Here is a 17046-nt window from a genome sequence, read left to right on the forward strand (position 1 = left end):
ACACCAGCTGAGTCAATCGACGAGGAGCTAAGAGAGATATGAGCAGCCTGCAGAGCGTTCCCGCACTGGGTACGCACCCGACCGCCGGTGCCAACGCGAGCCGATCCGAGACCCGCGAGCAGCTGGCGAAGGCCACGTACGACCTGCTGGTCATCGGCGGTGGGATCCTGGGCACCTCGGTGGCCTGGCACGCCGCGCAGTCGGGTCTGCGGGTTGCCATGGTGGACGCCGGCGACTTCGCCGGCGCCACCTCCTCGGCCTCCTCCAAGCTCGTCCACGGCGGCCTGCGCTACCTGCAGACCGGCGCGGTCAAGCTGGTCGCGGAGAACCACCACGAGCGCCGGGTGCTGGCCAAGGACGTGGCCCCGCACCTGGTCAACCCGCTCACCTTCTACCTGCCCGTCTACAAGGGCGGTCCGGTGGGCGCGGCCAAGCTGGGCGCGGGTGTCTTCGCCTACTCCGCCCTCTCGGCCTTCGGCGACGGCATGGGCAAGGTCATATCCCCGGCCCGTGCCGTCGCCGACAACCCGGGTCTGAAGACGGACAACCTCAAGGCCGTCGCGGTCTACTACGACCACCAGATGAACGACTCCCGCGTCGCCGTCATGACGGTCCGCGCGGCCGTCGAGTCGGGCGCCGTCGTCCTCAACCACGCCGAGGTCACCGGTCTGCGCACGACGCGGGGCCGGGTCAGCGGTGCCGAGCTCAAGGACCGCCTCGACGGCACCGAGTTCGGGATCGACGCGCGCGTCGTGCTCAACGCCACCGGCCCGTGGGTGGACCACCTGCGGCGCATGGAAGACAAGCACTCGATGCCGTCGATCCGCCTGTCCAAGGGCGCGCACATCGTCATGAAGCGCAAGTCGCCGTGGAAGGCCGCCATGGCCACCCCGATCGACAAGTACCGCATCACCTTCGCCCTCCCGTGGGAGGACCAGCTGCTGCTCGGCACCACCGACGAGGTGTACGAGGGCGACCCGGCGGACGTGCGCGCCACCGAGGCCGACATCCAGCAGATCCTCGACGAGGCCGCCTTCTCGGTGAAGGACGCCGACCTGGACCGCTCGCTGATGACGTACGCCTTCGCCGGCCTGCGGGTGCTGCCCGGCGGCCCCGGCGGCGTCGAGAAGGCCAAGCGCGAGACGGTCGTCTCCGAGGGCGCCGGCGGCATGCTGTCGGTGGCCGGCGGCAAGTGGACGACGTACCGCCACATCGGCCGTGTGGTCATGGACAAGCTGGCCAAGCTCCCCGGCAGCCCGCTGACCGAGGACATGGAGCCGGTGAAGTCGCTCGTGCGCCGGATCGCGCTGCCCGGTGTCGCCAACCCGAACGCCGTGGCCCACCGCCTGCTGGTGGACCGCGAGCCGGGCTCCCGGATGGACCCGCTGACCGCCCGTCACCTGGCCTCCCACTACGGCTCGCTGGCCTTCGACATCGCGCGGCTCGCGAACGAGGACCCGGCGCTGGCCGAGCGGATCCACCCGGACGGTCCCGAGATCTGGGCGCAGGTCGCCTACGCCCGTGACAACGAGTGGGCCGAGACGGTCGACGACGTGCTGCGCCGCCGTACGACGGTGACGATCCGCGGCCTGGACGACGCCGATGTGCGCGGCCGGGTCGAGAAGATGCTGGGCGACAAGGCATAGCTCTCACGCAGGTGGGGAAGAGGGGCGGTTCCGAGGGGAACCGCCCCTCTGTCGTGGGCTGTGGCTGGTGTCGTCCCAAGGCTTAGGCTGGCCCACGTACACAAGGGAACTTCGGAAGGAGACCTGGGTGATCGAGCTTGAGGGCGTGCCCGAGCTGATCGACCCGGTCATGGTGGCCGCGTTCGAGGGCTGGAACGACGCGGGTGACGCGGCCTCCGGTGCGGTGGCGCACCTGGACCGGGAGTGGAAGGGCGAGGTCTTCGCGGCTCTGGACGCCGAGGACTACTACGATTTCCAGGTCAACCGGCCGACGGTGTGGCTGGACAACGGGGTACGGAAGATCACCTGGCCGACGACCCGGCTGTCGGTGGTGCGCATCGGCGGGGCCAAGCCGCGTGACCTGGTGCTGGTGCGGGGGATCGAACCCTCCATGCGCTGGCGGTCGTTCTGCAACGAGCTCCTCGGATTCGCGCACGAGCTGGGCGTGGAGATGGTGGTCATCCTGGGCGCGCTGCTCGGGGACACTCCGCACACGCGCCCGGTTCCGGTGAGCGGGGTGACCTCCGACGCGGATCTGGCGCGGACGATGGACCTGGAGGAGACCCGCTACGAGGGGCCCACGGGCATCGTGGGGGTGCTCCAGGAGGCCTGTACGCACGCGGGTGTTCCGGCGGTGTCACTGTGGGCGGCGGTGCCGCACTACGTGTCGCAGCCGCCGAACCCTAAGGCGACGCTGGCGCTGCTGAACCGGCTGGAGGACCTGATCGACATCCGGATCCCGCTGGGCGAACTCCCGGAGGACGCGCGGGCCTGGCAGCTGGGCGTGGACCAACTGGCGGCCGAGGACAGCGAGGTGGCGGAGTACGTCCAGACGCTGGAGGAGGCGCGGGACACTGCGGACCTGCCGGAGGCCTCGGGCGACGCGATCGCCCGGGAGTTCGAGCGGTACTTGCGGCGCCGGGACCCGGCCGGGCCGTCCTCGACGGAGCCGGGTGACGGTTCGTACCTGCGCGACACCTCGGGGGGCCTCCCCCGGCCCCCGAAGCGCAGGCCGGACCCCGAACCGGGCCCGTCGGGCGACAGCCCGGAGCCGGACGAGCCGGACACCCCGCCGGAGCCTGACGGGGCGTAGCCTCTCGGCGTCTCGTGGGGCTCGGCCCCACACCCCGGCGCCTCGAACGCCGACGGGGCTGAGAGATCAGCCCCGTCGGCGTTCGGGGCGCGGGGTTCCGGGGGCAGCGCCCCCGGAACCCGGCCCGCAGGCGGCTACAGGGCCACGCCCAGGAGGGCGTCGACCGTGCGGGAGACAAGGCCGGGGGCCGCCTCGTCGTCGCCGTCCGTGGCGATCTGCCGCTCGACCCAGCGGTCCACGGCCGCCAGCGCGGCAGGCGCGTCCAGGTCGTTCGCCAGGGCCTCGCGGACCTCCTCGACCATGGCGTCGGCGGAGATGCCGTCCGGGCGGGACACGGCCGCGCGCCAGCGCTCCAGCCGGGCCACGGCCTCGGCGAGGACCTCGTCGGTCCACTCCCAGTCGGCGCGGTAGTGGTGCGAGAGCAGCGCGAGCCGGATCGCGGCCGGGTCGACGCCCGCCCGCCGCAGCGTCGAGACGAAGACCAGGTTGCCCTTGGACTTCGACATCTTCTCGCCGTGCAGCGCGACCATGCCCGCGTGGACGTACGCCTTGGCCATCGGGAACTCGCCCGTCAGGACCTGTGCGTGCGAGGCGCCCATCTCGTGGTGCGGGAACGCCAGGTCGGATCCGCCGCCCTGGATGTCGAAGCCCATGCCGAGGTGGTCCAGGGCGATGGCGACGCACTCGATGTGCCAGCCGGGCCGGCCGCGGCCCAGCGATGCGCCGTCCCAGCTCGGCTCGCCCGGGCGGGCGGCCATCCACAGCATCGGGTCGAGGGGGTCCTTCTTCCCGGCCCGGTCGGGGTCGCCGCCCCGCTCCGCGGAGAGCAGCCGCATCGCCTGCGCGTCCAGGTTGGAGACCTGGCCGAAGTTCGGGTCGGATTCGACGGAGAAGTAGATGTCGCCGTCCAGCTCGTACGCCGCGCCGGCGTCGCGCAGCCGCTCCACCAGCGGCACGATGCCCGGTATGGCCTCGACGGCGCCGATGTAGTGCTGCGGCGGCAGCATCCGCAGGGCGGTCATGTCCTCGCGGAAGAGGGCGGTCTCGCGCTCGGCGAGCTCGGTCCAGTCCTGGCCGTCGCGCAGCGCCCGCTCAAGGAGCGGGTCGTCGACGTCCGTGACGTTCTGGACGTAGTGGACCTGCCGCTTGGTGTCGAGCCACACGCGCTGCACGAGGTCGAACGCGTTGTAGGTCGCCGCGTGACCGATGTGGGTCGCGTCGTACGGGGTGATGCCGCAGACATAGATACGGGCGACGGGACCGGGGGCGAGGGTGATCGTCCCCTGGGTCGCGGTGTCGTGGATCTTGAGGTCGCGGCCCTTGCCAGGAAGGGCGGGGACCTCGGAAGCGGGCCAGGCATGCATGTGTCGAGCCTAACCGGACGGGTGTTCCTAAAACGAACCGGACCTGCGCTGTTGGCGTGATGGAAGGTCTTGCGGTCCTGCCGGTTCTGTGCCTGTGGCGCCCGGCCGGTTCAGACCGGCGGCCAGGGAATGGCGGGCCACTGACCGGAGGGCCGCGGGTGCACTCCCGTGCGCAGCAGCTGCGCCACCCGGCCCCGTACGGCGGCCAGCTCGACGGGGGTGATCAGTTCGGCCAGCCGGGTGGCGAGGGGCTCCCCGTCGGCCAGCCGGGCGTCCAGCGAGGCCAGCACCTCGCGGGCCTCGTCGGTCAGCGGCTCCCCCGCCCACCCCCACAGGAGGGTGCGCAGCTTGTCCTCGGTGTGGAAGGTCACTCCGTGGTCGATGCCGTAGAGGCGTCCGTCGGGCGCGGGCAGCAGGTGGCCGCCCTTGCGGTCGCCGTTGTTGATCACCGCGTCGAGGACGGCGAGCCGGCGCAACCGGGGGTCGTCGGCGTGGACGAGGAGGGCGGTGCGGCCCTCGCCGACCTCGGCGAAGGCGACCGGCTTCCAGCCGTCGTCCGCCTCCTCGCCCTCGACGAGCGCGAGCAGTCCGGCCTCGGGGGTCTCGCCCGCCTCGATCCAGTGCTGGACCATGCCCTCGCCGTACGGGCCGTCGCGCAGCACGGTGGCGGGGACCAGGCCCCATCCGGTGGCCTCGGAGACGAGGTAGGCGGCGCGCTCGCGCTGGGCGAGGTTGCCGTCGGGGAAGTCCCAGAGCGGCCGCTCGCCCTTGACCGGCTTGTAGACGCAGTCGGCGCTGACGCCCTCGTACGTGACACTGCACAGCAGTACCGCGTTGGACGCCTCGCGGATCCGTCCGCGTACGGTGAGCTCACCTCGGGTGAGCAACTCCTCGATCGGGGTCACGGGGCTCACGCCTGGCGCCGGTACCCGTTCTGGCGCGGACACACGTGCCCCTCGGGGTCCAGCGGGAGGCTGCACAGCGGGCACGGCGGCCGGCCGGCGTTGACCACGTCCAGGGCCCGCTTGGCGAAGGCGCGGGCCTGGGCGCCGGAGAGGCGCACCCGCAGCATCGGCGGGCCGTTCTCCTCGTCCTGGAGCAGCCGCTCCTCGGCCTCGGCGAGGTCCTCCTCCGAGTCGGCGTCGACCTCGACCAGGGCCTGTGCCTCGACGATCATCCGCTGTTCCTCGCCGTCCCAGGCGAGGGCCATCGTTCCGACGCGGAACTCCTCCTCGACGGGCACGTCGAGCGGCGCGGTGTCGGCGGCCTCGGTGGAGGCCAGCGCGGGCACCGGGGCGTTGCCGCCGGTCCGCCGCACGACCTCGTCCAGCAGCTCGTCCATCCGCTCGGCCAGCGCCGCCACCTGGGTCTTCTCCAGGGAGACACTGGTGACCCGGGGGCCCGAGGACGCCTGTAGGAAGAACGTACGGCGCCCCGGCAGACCGACCGTACCGGCCACGAAGCGGTCCGGCGGGTCGTAGAGGAACACCTGACGGGGCACGTCCAGTCTCCAAGTCTCGGCGGCGAGGGCGGGGCTGCGCACTTGCGTGGGCCCGTCCACCCTACTGCGCCGTTCGATCACACCGCGCCCGCACCGCCTCCCACGACCGCGATCCCCCCGTCTTCGGCGGCTTTGTCGGCGGCCGGACCGGCGGCGGGCGGCTCGTCGCGGGGTACGAAGCCGGCGAAGTCCCCGGTGTCGCCGAGGCGGAGCACGAACGGGCGGCTGGGCGTGTAGCGGATCACGGTCACCGAGCAGGGGTCGACGTGGATCCGCTGGAAGAGGTCCAGGTGCATGCCCAGGGCGTCCGCGACAAGGGACTTGATGATGTCCCCGTGCGAGCACATCAGGAAGAGCGCGTCGGCGCCGTGCTCCTCCTCGATCCGCGCGTTCCACTCCCGTACGGAGTCGACCGCGCGGGCCTGCATGGCGCGCATGGACTCGCCACCGGGGAAGGCGGCGGCCGACGGGTGCTGCTGGACGATCTTCATCAGCGGTTCGTCGGAGAGCTCGGAGAGTTTGCGGCCCGACCACTCGCCGTAGTGGCATTCGCCGATGCGCTCGTCCGTGTGCAGCGCCAGTTCGGGGCGGGCGGCGAGCAGCGGCGCGAGGGTCTCCCCGCAGCGCTGGAGGGGGCTGGTGACGGCGGCGGCGAGCGGCACCCCGGCGAGCCTGGCGGGCAGCGCCGCGGCCTGCTCGGCGCCGCGCTCGTCGAGCGCCACTCCCGGGGTCCATCCGGCGAGCAGCCCTGCGGTGTTGGCGGTGGACCGCCCGTGTCGTACGAGGATCAGCGTGGCCATGGATCCACCCTAAGCGGTGGCACGGGTGTGCGGGTGGGCCCCGGGCAGGGAACAATGCCCAGGTGATTGTGGACTGCGCGATGTACCGGGACGGCCGTCGCTCGAACGCTCCCGAGGATTTCTCGGACGCCCTGGACGAGGCGCGGGCGACGGGCGACGCCTTCCTCTGGATCGGCATGCACGAGCCGACGGAGAAGGAATTCGAGCACGTCAGCCAGGAGTTCGGACTGCACCCGCTGGCGGTGGAGGACGCGCTGACCGCGCACCAGCGCCCGAAGCTGGAGGTCTACGACGACTCCCTCTTCGTCGTGCTCAAGCCCGTGTCCTACGACGAGGACCGGGACACGGTGACCGCCGGCGAGCTGATGGTGTTCATCGGAGACTCCTTCGTGGTCACGGTCCGGCACGGCGAGGGGGCCGCGCTGAGCGCCGTACGGCAGCGCCTGGAGCACGAGCCGAACGTGCTGCGGCACGGGCCGACGGCGGTGCTGTACGCGGTGTCGGACGCGGTGGTGGACCACTACATCGACGTCGCCGCCGAGCTCCAGGCGGACCTGGAGGAGCTGGAGGCGGAGGTCTTCGCCCCGAACGCCGCCGACACCAAGAACACCGCCGCCCGGATCTACGCCTTCAAGCGGCAGGTGCTGGAGTTCCGGCGCGCCACGACCCCGCTGCTGCTGCCGATGGACCGGCTCGCCTTCGGCGACGTGCCGTTCGTGCACGACCACGCGCGGCCGTTCTTCCGGGACGTCGCCGACCACCTGACCAAGGCGAACGAGTACATCGAGGGCCTGGACCGGCTGCTGTCGGACGCGCTGGCCGCGCACCTGGCGCAGATGGGCGTCCGGCAGAACGACGACATGCGCAAGATCTCGGCGTGGGCGGCCATGGCGGCCGTCCCGACGATGGTCGCGGGGATCTACGGGATGAACTTCGACCACATGCCGGAGCTCCGGCACGCGTGGGGCTACCCGGGCGTCATCCTGCTGATGGCGGGCGCTTGCCTCGGCCTGCACCGGATGTTCAAGAGCCGGGGCTGGCTGTAGCGCCGGTCGGCTGGGCGAATCCGGGCGCGGCCGTCGGTACGCCGCCGAGGGCGTCGCGCCGCTCGGGCATCCGCAGGCTGACCATGCGGTGCCAGCCGCTGAACCGCTCGTAGGCGTACATCCCGCGGATGCCGGCGGCGAGCAGGGCGGCCTTCGGCGCGGGCCAGCGCAGCAGCCGCCCCATGTGCCCCATGACGGCGAGGCTGACGTCCCGGTAGATGCCGATCTCGGTGAGCGCGCTCTCGCGCAGCACCCGCTGGATCGTCCGGCCGTGTCCCTCGCGGGCGAGCCTGAGCAGTTCCTCGTGGCAGTACGCGAGGTGGTTGTACTCGTCGTCGCTGATCATGCGGATGGCGTTGCCGAGTTCGGGGTGGTCCCCGAAGCACCTGACCAGCATCTCCATCTGGTCGGCGGCGCGCTGTTCGGTGACCCGGCTGTGCGCGAGGTAGACGACGACGTCCTGCTCGGTGAGGGGTTCCTCGCGGCGCAGCTTGTCGTGCGCGAGGCCGATGCCGCGCCGCTCCAGCAGCATCGTGTAGTCGGTCTCGGGCGGCACCGGTACGGGTTCCAGGCCGCGCTTGCGGAGCAGGGCGTTGAAGATCCGGCCGTGCTTGTCCTCGTCGGCGCCGTGCCGGACGATCTTGGGCCCGAGTTCGCGCATGGCCGCCGGGACCAGCGCCGCGATCCGGGCGTTTTCCCAGCCGCCCTGGGACTCCCCGCTGGCGGCAATGGAGCAGAACAGCTGGAAGGCGTCGTCGTGGTCGACGATCTCCTGGAACAGGCTGCGGGCAGAGAGCATGAACCGAGTCAAATGCTCTTTTACCGGACGGGCAACCGATACGTCGCACTACTCGGCCGAATGAACGAACCGAAGGGACGGCGCCGGAGGCGTAACCCGGCGGGCGCCCCGCGCGTTGTTGGCTGTGACGGCCGTGGCGGGGAAGACCCCCGAGCCCCCACCACGGCCGCAGAACCACTCCTCGGACCGCCCCCTTGAACCGGCCCTCGAACCGCCTCGCGCCGGGCGGGCCTTATGCCAGGCCGGCCCGCTCCAGGGCCTCCGTGCCGGCGCGCAGCGCGGTGAGCCGCTCTTCGAGGGTGAAGCCGGCCGGGGCCAGCGTGAGGGTGGTGACCCCCGCCTCGGCGTAGGCCCGCATCCCGTCGGCGATCCGCTCGACCGAGCCGAGCAGGGTGGTCGAGTCGATGAGGGAGTGCGGGACGGCCTGGGCCGCACCCGCCTTGTCGCCGCCCAGGTACTTGCTCTGGATCTCGGCGGCCTCCTTCTCGTACCCCATGCGCTGGGCGAGCTGGTTGTAGAAGTTCTGCTTGGGGCTGCCCATGCCGCCGACGTACAGGGCGGTGTACGGGCGGAACGTGTCCGCGAGCGCCGTGACGTCGTCGCCGACGGCCAGCGGGACGGTCGGGCAGACGTCGAAGCCGTCCATGGACAGCCCGGCCTTCTCCCGGCCCGCGCGGATGTGCCGCAGCGCGGTGTCCTCCAGGTGCGCGGCGGAGGGGAAGATCAGCAGGGCGCCGTCGGCGATCTCGCCGGTCTGCTCCAGGTTCTTGGGCCCGATGGCGGCGATGTAGAGCGGGATGTGCTCGCGCTCCGGGTGCACGGTGAGCTTGATCGGCTTGCCGGGGCCGCCGGGCAGCGGCAGGGTCCAGTGCTGCCCCTCGTACGAGAGCCGCTCGCGGCTCATGGCCTTGCGGACGATCTCCACGTACTCCCGGGTCCGCGCGAGCGGCTTGTCGAACTTCACGCCGTACCAGCCCTCGGAGACCTGCGGTCCGGAGACGCCGAGTCCGAGGCGGAAGCGGCCCTTGGTGAGGGAGTCGAGGGTGGCGGCGGTCATGGCCGTCATCGCCGGCTGGCGGGCCGGGATCTGGAAGATCGCGGAGCCGACGTCGATGCGCTCGGTCTGGGCGGCGACCCAGGCGAGGACGGTGGCGGCGTCCGAGCCGTAGGCCTCGGCGGCCCAGCAGACGTCGTATCCGAGGCGGTCGGCCTCCTGGGCGACGGCGAGGTTGTCGGCGTCCATGCCCGCACCCCAGTAACCGAGATTGATGCCGAGCCGCATGTGTCGTCCCCTTACCGGTTTACCGATCAGTAACGTTCGTTTCGGGGACTGTAGCGCGCCAAGGTCCGTTCCGTCAGCGCCCCAGTAGTCTCAGCGCTCATGGAGCAGAGGCATCTCGGCCGCACCGGCCTGCGCGTGTCCCGGATCGGCCTCGGCACCCTGACCTGGGGCCGTTCCGCGGGCGGACCGGACGAGGCGGGCGCCGCCGAGCAGATGAAGGCCTTCTGGGAGGCGGGCGGCACGCTCGTCGACACCGCCGACGTGTACGGGGGCGGGGAGGCCGAGTACGTCCTCGGGCAGCTGATGGACGGCCTGGTGCCGCGCCGCGACCTGGTGATCGCGACGAAGTCCGGATCGGTACGGGATCCGGACCGCCGCGTCGACTGCTCCCGGGGTCACCTGCTGGCCGCGCTGGACGACTCGCTGGCCCGCCTCGGCACGGACCACGTGGACCTGTGGCAGGTCCACGCCTTCGATCCGGCGACCCCGCTGGAGGAGACCCTCCAGGCGGTGGACCTGGCGGTGAGCAGCGGGCGGGCGCGGTACGCGGGGGTGGCCGGGTTCAGCGGCTGGCAGCTGGCGAAGGCGGCGACCTGGCAGCTCGCGGCGCCCGGGGTACGGACCCGGCTGGCGTCGACCCAGATGGAATACTCCCTGCTCCAGCGGGGCGTGGAGCGGGAGGTGCTGCCGGCGGCGCTGGACCTCGGCGTCGGGCTGCTGCCCTCCTCCCCGCTGGGGCGGGGGGTCCTGACGGGCAAGTACCGCGACGGCACCCCGGTGGACTCCCGGGCCGCGTCGTCGACCCTGTCCGCGTTCGTGGACCCGTACCTGGACGAGGCGGCGGGCCGGATCGTGGACGCGGTGGCGACGGCCGCGCAGGGCCTGGCCGTGACCCCGCTCCAGGTCGCGCTCGCGTGGATCCGCGACCGGCCGGGGGTGGTCGCGCCGGTCGTCGGCGCGCGGACCGCGGCGCAGCTCGGGGCGGCGCTGTCGGTGGAGGCCCTTAGTCTTCCGGAGGAGATCTGCCAGGCGCTGGACGACGTTTCGGCGCCGGTGCACCGCTACCCCGATCAGGACTGGAGCACGCTGTGAGCACGGACCGCCCGGACGCTTCCGCGGCCGACCCGACCACCCCCACCCCGGGTCCGTCCGCCCCGTCCCCGGACCCCGCCGCCTCCGGCCCAGCCGACACCGGATCCCCGGAAGCGGAACCCACCCCCACCGACTCCGCCGAAGCCGGGGCCGAGGCCGGGGACGGAGGCCCGGGGCCGGAACCCCAGACCCCCGACGCCGCGACGCGGCCCGACCCCGAGACGACGCCCGCCGACTCCGCCGAAGCCGGACCCGACGCCCCGGAGGCCGAGCCCGCCGCCGCACCGACGGCCGATGGCACCGAGCCGACGGTGGGCGACGCCCAGCCGGTGGACGGTGACACCGAGCCGGTGACGGCCGACGCCGAGCCGGCAGCCGACGGCGCCGAGCCGACGGTGGGCGACGCCCAGCCGGTGGACAGTGACACCGAGCCGGCGGCGGCCGACGCCCAGCCGACGGACGGCGACACCGAGTCGGCGGTGGGTGAAGCCGACGGAGTCGGGGACGAGGGGGCGGGGAAGAGTCCCGCGGGGGGTGAGACGCCCGCCGTGAGCGAGGCGGCGGCCGAGCTGGCCGCGCAGAAGGTCGAGCGCGAGCGCATCGCCCGCCGCAAGGCGGAGCGGCAGGCGCCCGTCGAGGCCGGCGGCAAGCTCAGCGGCAAGGCCGCCGACCTGCTGGCCGCCGTACGGGCCGTGGAGGGCGGCGAGAAGCCGCCCGCCCTGTACTTCGACGACGCACCGGCCGCGCCCCGCAAGGCCGTCGCCGCCACCGCTCCCCCGCCGCCCCGGAACCCGGAGCCCGCCGCCGGGCCCACGCCCGACGCCGTCGCCGCCGTGGAGGCCGTGCTCGCCCGCGGCGGAGCCCCCGCGGCCCTGGCCGGCGCCGCCGCGACCGCCCTCGGCGAGGACGCCGCCGACCTGCTCGCCGAAGACCCCTGGCGGCTCCTCGCCGTCGCCGGGGTCCGCCCCACCCAGGCTGACGGGTTCGCCCGCGCCCTGCTCGGCCCCGACACCGGCCCCGCCGACGAACGCCGCGCCGCCGCCCTCGTCGGCTGGCTGCTGGAGCAGGCCGCGCTCAAGGGACACACCGCCCTGGAGGCGCCCACCCTGGAGTCCGCCCTCGCGCAGTACGGCGTACCGGCACCGGCCGAGGCCCTGGAACGGGCCATCGGCGACGGCGCCGTGCTCGTCTTCAACGAGGGCGAGGAAGCGGAAGCCGAAGAGGCGGAAGAGGGCGAGGAGGCCGGGGAAGACGCCGGGCCCGTACGGGTGCTCGTGGGCCTGGAGGGGTACGCCCTGGCCGAGGAGAGCCTGGCCGACGGCCTCGCCCGGCTGGCCAACGGCTTCGACACCCCGGCGGACTGGGGCGACGGCTCCGAGCTGATCCGGGCCGCCGCGGGCCACGGCCTGGTCACCCACACCGGCGGCGAGGCCGCCCGCGCCGAGCCGCGGGCCCTGGCGGCGGCCGCCCGGGCGCTCGGCCTGCGCGTCTGCCTGGCGGCGCACGCCCCCGCCCCCGACGCCGTCACCACGGCCGGGCTGCTCGCCGGCACCGAGGGCCCCGGCCGCGACGCCGACGGACAGTTCGCGCTGGACCTGCTCATCGTCCTGGACGCCCCGCAGCTGGACGTGGAGACGGCGGCCGCGCTGGTCGAGTCCGTCCCCGACGGGGCCCGCCTGGTGCTCTCCGGGGACCCCGGAGTCCTCGGGTCCGCGGGGCCGGGGCGGGTGTTCGCCGATGTCCTGGCCGCCCGCGCCTGCCCCCAGGTGGTCTCCCGCGTCCCCGACCCCGGCCCGGTCGGCGAGCTCGTCTCCGGCATCGGGATCGGGGAGCTGAACCAGGTCGACGCGCCCGGCAAGGAGGTCGTCATCGTCCCGGTGCGCGACGCCGGGGAGGCCGTGCACCGCACCGTGCAGCTGGTGGCCGAGTCGGTGCCGCGCGCCTTCGGGGTCCCGGCGGACAGCGTCCAGGTCATCACCCCGGGCCACGGCGGTTCCGCCGGGACCCGCACCCTGAACACCGCCCTCAAGGAGCGGCTGAACCCCGGCCCGGGCCGGTTCGGCGGCTTCGACCCGGGTGACCGGGTGGTCCACGTACCGTCGCCCGGGCGGGCGGTCCCGGCGACGGTGGTCTCGGCCGACGCGCGGGGGCTGCACCTGGACGCCGCCGGCGCGCGGATCGTCGTACCGAAGGAGCGGGTGGAGTCGCAGGTCCGGCACGGCTGGGCCGTGACCGCGCACCAGGCGGTCGGCGCGCGCTGGCCGGCGGTGGTCGTCGTCCTGCCGGGGGACGCGGCGCAGGCGCTGTCGCGGGACTGGGTCTACACCGCGTTCGGGCGGGCCGAGCGGCACCTGTCCGTCGTGCACGGCGTGGACCAGGCGCTGGCGCACGCCGTCGCGCAGGTGCCGCCGAAGCCGCGCACGACCCGGCTCACGGGCCTGCTGAGCGCCCTGGCCGAGGCGGCGCGGGAAAAGCCCGGGGAGTGACGCGAGCGGCCCCCGCCCGGTGGGCGGGGGCCGCTCGCGGCAACGGCCGCCGGGCCGGGGCCGACGGGCCTCGAAGGGGGCCTAGGCGGGGGCGAGACCGGGCTCCACGGGCTCGTCGTCCTCCTCGTCCTCCTCCTCGGCCGCCTCGTCGTCCTCGTAGTCCTCCGACTCCTCGTCGAAGACGGAGCTCACGTCGAAGCGGTGCAGGACGTCCTGCGGATCGGTGTGCCCGAAGGGGGAGTTGAGCCACTCCCCCGGTTCCGCGACCTCCTCCGAGGTCGCGATCCAGAGCGTGGAATCGCCCTCCTCCAGACCGAACTCCTTGTACCGGGAGGCGATTTCATCGGGCTCGTACTCCCCGAAGAGCACCCCCAGCGCACCGGCGGAACCGGCGTCCTCATCGAGGTCGGCGTCGCGGTCGAGCGCGGTGAGGCGCTCGGCCTGGGCGATCAGCCGCTGCGGTTCCACGACGGCGTAGTCGCGGCGGATGAGCACGCTGAAGGAGGCGGGCTCGGCGGGCCCGGTGTACGGGACGGGGTCCTCGGGCGTGGGGATCTCGAACGGGGTGACCTCGTCGTACCGGTCGTAGAGGAGCTCGTCGTACTCCTCGGCGGCGGCGGCGAGTTCGTTGAACGCCGCGTAGACGGCCGGGTCCTCCTCCCCGGTCCTGCTCTCGACCGCGGCGAGGTGACGGTCGAGCGCGGCCTTGACCGCCTCGGCGGCGGCGCGTACCTCGGCAACAGTGGGCAGAGCGGCATCAGACATAGTGCAGACGCTATCCGTAGCAGGGCTCTGCTTGCACAATAGATGCGATGCCGGAATACGAATTCGTCGACGTGTACGTACCGCGCGGGGTTCCTCGCAAGGAGGCGACCCGCCTGCTGACCGATCATGCCGAGTACGGGAACTGGGAACTCGACCGGCTGAGCCTGCACCGGGACGGCAGCCGCCGGGTGCGGCTGCGCCGCCGGATCATCCGCCAGGTACGCGCCACCTGGTGACGCGGGCCCCGGGCGGGGCCCGCGTCGTACGAGCAGGTCAGGCGGCGTTGCGCGCCCGCCGGTAGAGCACGGTGCCGCCGAGCAGCAGGCCGCCGGCGAGCGGTACGCCCGCGCTGAGGACGTCACCGGCGCCGGTGGCCGCCAGCGACTGGCCGGGGGCCGTGGGGGTTACGGGCGTACTCGGAGTGGCCGGAGTGGCCGGAGTTCCCGGCGTGCCCGGCGTGCCCGGCTGCCCCGGAGTGCCGGGGTTTCCGGGGGTACCCGGGGTTTCGGGGGTACCGGGCGTGCCGGGGTTTCCGGGGGTGCCAGGTGTGCCGGGGTTCCCCGGGTGGCCGGGGTTCCCCGGGTGTCCCGGGTGGCTGGGGTGGCCCGGTGTACCGGGGTTCCCAGGGTGGCCGGGCTCATCGTCGTCGCAGGGCTCGTCCGGCTCATCGGGCTGGGCCGGGGTCCCGGGGGTACCGGGGTTCCCGGGGGTACCGGGGTTCCCGGGAGGGTTCGGCCTGTCCGGCCTCGTCGGCTGGGCGGTGTTCGCGCAGTGGTTGCCGAAGGCCGGGTTCAGCCCTCCCACCACCGTGACCGTGTTCCCGCAGGCGTTCACCGGCACGTCGACGGGCGCCTGCACATGGTTGCCGGACAGTAGGCCCGGCGAATTCGCGGCGCGCCCGGACGCCGCCGCGCCGGAGTCGGCGTGTGCGTAGCCCCCGCCCAGGGCGAGAACACCACCCGCCGCCGCCATCGTGACCAGCGTCTTCCTGGTGACCTGTCGCATCTGTACTCGTCCCCTGATGTGGTCGTTCGGTCGGCGTACCGGCCGTACCGGCTCCCCCGCGGCGCACGCCGAAAAGATCGGATTCCGGGCCTGAAAGCCCGGCGGCCCCGGAACGCTGGAATGCGCTCCGGGGCCAGAACTTCAGACGCGTCAGGCGTTGACGCAGGCGTTGCCGAAGGCCGGGTTCAGCAGACCGACGACGTTCACGGTGTTGCCGCAGACGTTGACCGGGATGTGGACCGGGACCTGAACGACGTTGCCGGACAGCACACCGGGGGAGCCGATGGCCGCACCCTGGGCACCCGCGTCGGCGGAAGCCAGGCCCGCACCAGCGAGCAGCAGACCACCGGTGGCAGCCGCAGCGGCGACAACCTTCTTGAGCATTGTTCCTCCTAGTAGGCAAGTGCGGTCCCAGCCGCGGACCGCACCACCTGTAACGAGGAGGGATCACCAGGGCTACGAGCGTATGAGCGCATTCACTCTTCTCAGTGGAATCCGCACACCCACCCGAATCTCAGGCGTTGTCAATGAATCGGTCGAGCACGCGCACGCCGAACTTCAGCCCGTCCAACGGAACGCGCTCGTCCACACCGTGGAACATCCCGGCGAAGTCGAGCTCCGGGGGCAGCCGCAGCGGCGCGAAGCCGAAGCAGCGGATCCCGAGGTCGTCGAAGGACTTCGCGTCCGTGCCGCCCGAGAGCATGTACGGGACCGCGCGCGCGATCGGGTCCTCGGCCTTGAGGGCGCCCTGCATGGCGTCCACGAGCCTGCCGTCGAAGTCCGTCTCCAGCGCCCGGTCCCCGTGGACGTCCTCCCGCTTCACGCGCGGGCCGAGGATCCGGTCGAGGTCGGCGAAGAACTCCTCCTCGTAGCCCGGCAGGAAACGGCCGTCCACGTGCGCGGTGGCCTGGCCGGGGATGACGTTGACCTTGTAGCCGGCCCCCAGCATCGTCGGGGCGGCCGAGTTGCGCAGGGTGGCGCCGACCATCTTGGCGATGCCGCCCAGCTTGGCGAGCGTGGCGTCCATGTCGTCGGGGTCGAGGGGGGTCCCGAGGGCGTCCGAGAGCTCGTCGAGGAAGGACCGTACGGTCTTGGTCACGCGCACCGGCCAGGTGTGGCGGCCGAGCCGGCCGACGGCCTCGCAGAGCTCGGTGATCGCGTTGTCGTTGTTCGTCATCGACCCGTGGCCGGCGGTGCCCTCCACCGTGAGCCGCATCCAGTGCATGCCCTTCTGCGCGGTCTCGACGAGGTAGAGCCGCAGGTTCTCGTTGACGGTGAACGAGAAGCCGCCGACCTCGCCGATCGCCTCGGTCACGCCCTCGAACAGCCCGGGGTGCTTGTCCACGAGGTAGCGGGCCCCGTGGATGCCGCCCGCCTCCTCGTCGGCGAGGAAGGCCAGCACGATGTCCCGCGGGGGCTTGCGGCCGCTGCGCATCCGGTCGCGCACGACGGCGAGCGTCATCGCGTCCATGTCCTTCATGTCGACCGCGCCGCGGCCCCACAGGCACCCGTCGGCGATCTCGCCCGCGAACGGGTCGTACGTCCAGTCCGCCGCGTTGGCCGGGACCACGTCGGTGTGCCCGTGGATGAGCAGCGCGGGCCGCGAGGGGTCCTCGCCCTCGATGCGCGCGATGGTCGAGGCGCGCCCCTTGTGCGATTCGAAGATCTGCGGCTCCAGGCCGACCTCGGCGAGCTGCTCGGCGACCCACTCGGCCGCCTTCCGCTCGCCGGGACCGGAATGGTCGCCGTAGTTGCTGGTGTCGATCCGGATGAGGTCCCGGCAGAGGTCGACCACCTCGTCCTCGCCGGATACGGTCCTGCCCGCGCTCGTCTCGCTCACGCTGCTTCCTCCCACTGATCGGTACCGGACTCCTCCCATCCTCCCGCTCCGGGCCGCTCTCCCCAAGGACGATCCCCGGCCGATGGGGGGTGTGATCGGGGCCCCGGAATGTTTGGTAATGTTTTCCACGTCGGAACGGCCAAGGGCCGCGAGACAGACACCTTGTCCGGGTGGCGGAATGGCAGACGCGCTAGCTTGAGGTGCTAGTGCCCTTTATCGGGCGTGGGGGTTCAAGTCCCCCCTCGGACACAGAAGAGAAGGACCCCGCTGCGGCGGGGTCCTTCTTCG

The 17046-nt window shown here is 72.9% G+C and carries 16 protein-coding genes and 1 tRNA gene; 7 read left to right on the forward strand and 10 right to left on the reverse strand.

The genetic code is table 11. The features are described from left to right. Nucleotides 1–38: 38 nt before the first annotated feature. Together EES41_RS09280 and EES41_RS09285 are read left to right on the forward strand one after the other, a co-directional pair. Nucleotides 39–1646, forward strand: a complete 1608-nt coding sequence (locus EES41_RS09280) for a glycerol-3-phosphate dehydrogenase/oxidase (RefSeq protein ID WP_008741933.1) — start codon at nucleotides 39–41, stop codon at nucleotides 1644–1646. 127 nt (nucleotides 1647–1773) lie between these two features. Continuing rightward, nucleotides 1774–2778 (forward strand): PAC2 family protein, encoded by a 1005-nt coding sequence (locus EES41_RS09285; protein WP_123077172.1) that lies wholly within the window; start codon nucleotides 1774–1776, stop codon nucleotides 2776–2778. A 134-nt stretch (nucleotides 2779–2912) separates the two neighbouring features. Here the strand turns inward: EES41_RS09285 and mshC are convergent, their stop codons facing one another. The 4 genes from mshC to EES41_RS09305 form a co-directional block, all read right to left on the reverse strand. Continuing rightward, entirely contained in the window at nucleotides 2913–4142 is a 1230-nt protein-coding gene (mshC, locus tag EES41_RS09290) for a cysteine--1-D-myo-inosityl 2-amino-2-deoxy-alpha-D-glucopyranoside ligase (RefSeq protein WP_123077174.1), read from the reverse strand. A 110-nt stretch (nucleotides 4143–4252) separates the two neighbouring features. After that, nucleotides 4253–5047 carry an SCO1664 family protein gene (locus EES41_RS09295; protein ID WP_123077176.1) on the reverse strand — a complete coding sequence of 265 codons (795 nt, stop codon included), beginning with the start codon at nucleotides 5045–5047 and terminating at the stop codon, nucleotides 4253–4255. 5 nt (nucleotides 5048–5052) lie between these two features. Beyond that, nucleotides 5053–5643, reverse strand: a complete 591-nt coding sequence (locus tag EES41_RS09300) for a DUF3090 domain-containing protein (protein WP_008741937.1) — start codon at nucleotides 5641–5643, stop codon at nucleotides 5053–5055. Nucleotides 5644–5720: 77 nt separating this feature from the next. Then, entirely contained in the window at nucleotides 5721–6443 is a 723-nt protein-coding gene (locus EES41_RS09305; RefSeq protein ID WP_073774697.1) for a histidine phosphatase family protein, read from the reverse strand. A gap of 62 nt (nucleotides 6444–6505) precedes the next feature. On the opposite strand from EES41_RS09305, the gene corA reads away from it, so the two are divergent. Further along, nucleotides 6506–7489: a magnesium/cobalt transporter CorA gene (gene corA / locus EES41_RS09310; RefSeq protein ID WP_164495795.1), complete on the forward strand. Its 984-nt coding sequence runs from the start codon at nucleotides 6506–6508 to the stop codon at nucleotides 7487–7489. Here the strand turns inward: corA and EES41_RS09315 are convergent. Continuing rightward, nucleotides 7467–8288 (reverse strand): ferritin-like domain-containing protein, encoded by an 822-nt coding sequence (locus EES41_RS09315; RefSeq protein WP_123077180.1) that lies wholly within the window; start codon nucleotides 8286–8288, stop codon nucleotides 7467–7469. The two genes, corA and EES41_RS09315, sit on opposite strands and share 23 nt — an antisense overlap. 232 nt (nucleotides 8289–8520) lie before the next feature. Then, nucleotides 8521–9570, reverse strand: a complete 1050-nt coding sequence (locus tag EES41_RS09320) for an LLM class F420-dependent oxidoreductase (protein ID WP_123077182.1) — start codon at nucleotides 9568–9570, stop codon at nucleotides 8521–8523. 99 nt (nucleotides 9571–9669) lie between these two features. On the opposite strand from EES41_RS09320, the gene EES41_RS09325 reads away from it, so the two are divergent. Together EES41_RS09325 and EES41_RS09330 are read left to right on the forward strand one after the other, a co-directional pair. Continuing rightward, the gene (locus EES41_RS09325; RefSeq protein ID WP_123077185.1) at nucleotides 9670–10662 is read left to right on the forward strand and encodes an aldo/keto reductase; all 993 of its coding nucleotides are present in this window, start codon (nucleotides 9670–9672) and stop codon (nucleotides 10660–10662) included. Next, complete coding sequence (locus EES41_RS09330) at nucleotides 10659–13148, forward strand: helix-hairpin-helix domain-containing protein (protein WP_123077187.1); 2490 nt, start codon at nucleotides 10659–10661, stop codon at nucleotides 13146–13148. Before EES41_RS09325 ends, EES41_RS09330 begins: the two co-directional genes overlap by 4 nt. Before the next feature lie 81 nt (nucleotides 13149–13229). On the opposite strand, the gene EES41_RS09335 is transcribed toward EES41_RS09330, so the two are convergent. Continuing rightward, on the reverse strand, nucleotides 13230–13913 hold the full coding sequence (locus EES41_RS09335) for a hypothetical protein (RefSeq protein ID WP_123077189.1): 684 nt from the start codon (nucleotides 13911–13913) through the stop codon (nucleotides 13230–13232). Between the two features lie 47 nt (nucleotides 13914–13960). Between EES41_RS09335 and EES41_RS09340 the strand changes: the two genes are divergently transcribed. Beyond that, nucleotides 13961–14149: a DUF5703 family protein gene (locus EES41_RS09340; RefSeq protein ID WP_073774709.1), complete on the forward strand. Its 189-nt coding sequence runs from the start codon at nucleotides 13961–13963 to the stop codon at nucleotides 14147–14149. Nucleotides 14150–14186: 37 nt separating this feature from the next. On the opposite strand, the gene EES41_RS09345 is transcribed toward EES41_RS09340, so the two are convergent. The 3 genes from EES41_RS09345 to EES41_RS09355 all read right to left on the reverse strand — a co-directional run bounded on the left by EES41_RS09345 (nucleotide 14187) and on the right by EES41_RS09355 (nucleotide 16758). Further along, entirely contained in the window at nucleotides 14187–14918 is a 732-nt protein-coding gene (locus EES41_RS09345) for a chaplin family protein (protein WP_123077191.1), read from the reverse strand. Between the two features lie 150 nt (nucleotides 14919–15068). Beyond that, nucleotides 15069–15302 carry a chaplin gene (locus EES41_RS09350; protein ID WP_123077193.1) on the reverse strand — a complete coding sequence of 78 codons (234 nt, stop codon included), beginning with the start codon at nucleotides 15300–15302 and terminating at the stop codon, nucleotides 15069–15071. A gap of 130 nt (nucleotides 15303–15432) precedes the next feature. Next, nucleotides 15433–16758, reverse strand: a complete 1326-nt coding sequence (locus EES41_RS09355; protein ID WP_037797276.1) for a M20/M25/M40 family metallo-hydrolase — start codon at nucleotides 16756–16758, stop codon at nucleotides 15433–15435. 164 nt (nucleotides 16759–16922) lie between these two features. Here EES41_RS09355 and EES41_RS09360 point away from each other — a divergent pair. After that, nucleotides 16923–17007: transfer RNA gene (locus tag EES41_RS09360), tRNA-Leu, on the forward strand. Nucleotides 17008–17046 lie beyond the last annotated feature (39 nt).

It is taken from the genome of Streptomyces sp. ADI95-16 (assembly GCF_003721495.1).
Taxonomy (GTDB): domain Bacteria; phylum Actinomycetota; class Actinomycetes; order Streptomycetales; family Streptomycetaceae; genus Streptomyces; species Streptomyces goshikiensis.